The sequence below is a fragment of the Brachyspira catarrhinii genome, from assembly GCF_005518285.1.
Lineage (GTDB): Bacteria > Spirochaetota > Brachyspiria > Brachyspirales > Brachyspiraceae > Brachyspira > Brachyspira catarrhinii.
In genome coordinates, this window is sequence record NZ_SJDU01000516.1 from 1 (window position 1) to 1,327 (window position 1,327).

At 32.9% G+C, this 1,327-nt stretch carries 2 protein-coding genes; both read left to right on the forward strand.

The features are described 5' to 3' along the window. Positions 1-68: 68 nt before the first annotated feature. Positions 69-776 carry an ABC transporter ATP-binding protein gene (locus tag EZH24_RS11980; protein ID WP_137999303.1) on the forward strand — a complete coding sequence of 236 codons (708 nt, stop codon included), beginning with the start codon at positions 69-71 and terminating at the stop codon, positions 774-776. A 52-nt stretch (positions 777-828) separates the two neighbouring features. Continuing rightward, positions 829-1,320, forward strand: a complete 492-nt coding sequence (locus EZH24_RS11985; protein ID WP_236847247.1) for a hypothetical protein — start codon at positions 829-831, stop codon at positions 1,318-1,320. Positions 1,321-1,327 lie beyond the last annotated feature (7 nt).

Genomic DNA, 1,327 nt, shown 5'->3' on the forward strand with positions numbered 1-1,327 from the left:
AATATAGCCGTAGAAGAATGGCATAATAAAAATAAATTGTAATAAATAAATTAAATTAGGATTTGCTTGTGAATAATTTATACGAAATAAAAAATATAAGCAAGATTTACGGACATGGCGGAGGCGCGACTCAAGCGCTCAATTCCATAAATTTAACGATTGAAGAAGGAAAATTAACCGCCATACTCGGACCGAGCGGTTCTGGAAAAAGCACTTTGCTAAATATATTGGGAGCTTTAGACAAACCGACAAGCGGGCAGGTTTTATTTTTGGGAGAGGATATTTCAAATTATAGCAATAAAAAATTGTCGAAATTCAGAAGGGAAAATATAGGTTTCGTTTTTCAAAGTTATAATTTGCTTCCCAATTTAACCGCTTTGGAAAATGTGGAATTTTCTACCGAAATAACGGGACTTCCGAAAGAAAACGCCGAAAACGCGTTAAAACTTCTCGGGCTTGAAAACAGAATAAAACATTATCCTACCGAATTATCGGGAGGCGAACAGCAGAGAGTGAGTATCGCGAGAGCGATTGCCAAAAAACCTAAAGTGGTTTTATGCGATGAGCCGACTGGAGCTTTGGATAATAAAACGGGAATAATGGCTTTAAAAATATTGAGAGATTTGAATAGAGATTTGGGAACGAGTATAGTTCTTATCACTCATAGTAAAGAAATATCCAAAATGGCTGACACGGTTATAAAGATTTTAAACGGAGAGGTTATGGAAAGATTCGATATAGAAAATCCTCTAAACCCCGAAGATATAGAATGGTAATTAATTAAAATTAAACAACGAATATAAAAAATAAAAATGGAAAGTGTAGATAATGTTCGATATAAAAACTAAACTTTTATTAAGAAAAATAAATAAACAGCTTGCAATATTCATCTCTGCGGTATTCATAGTGGCGCTTGCGGTTTTGTTTTTTGTCGCGGTAAAAACCGTTTACAGAGATTTTAAATTATCAGCGGAAAATTATTTTGAAGATAATTTGCTTGACGATTTGGTTTTATTTGGAATTTTTAGCGAAGACGATATAAAAACTATAAAAGATATTAACGGAGTCGAAAGAGCGGAAGGTAAGCATAGATTTCAAGGAAAGATAGAAAAAATAGAAAGCGAAACGGAAGCGGAAGAAAAAAAAGAAAATAAAGAAAGCATCGATGCGATTATTTATGGAACGGACGATAGATATACGAGAATAAATAAACCTTATGTATATAAAGGAAAATATATACTCGAAACAAACGAAATAACGATTAATAAAAATTTTGCTGACGCTCGTTCTTTGGAAATCGGAGACGAAATAGAACTTTAATTTTAAT

Coding starts and splice junctions, on each gene's coding strand:
- EZH24_RS11985 (WP_236847247.1), top strand. CDS start 829: ATGTTCGATATAAAAACTAAACTTTTATTAAGAAAAATAAATAAACAG.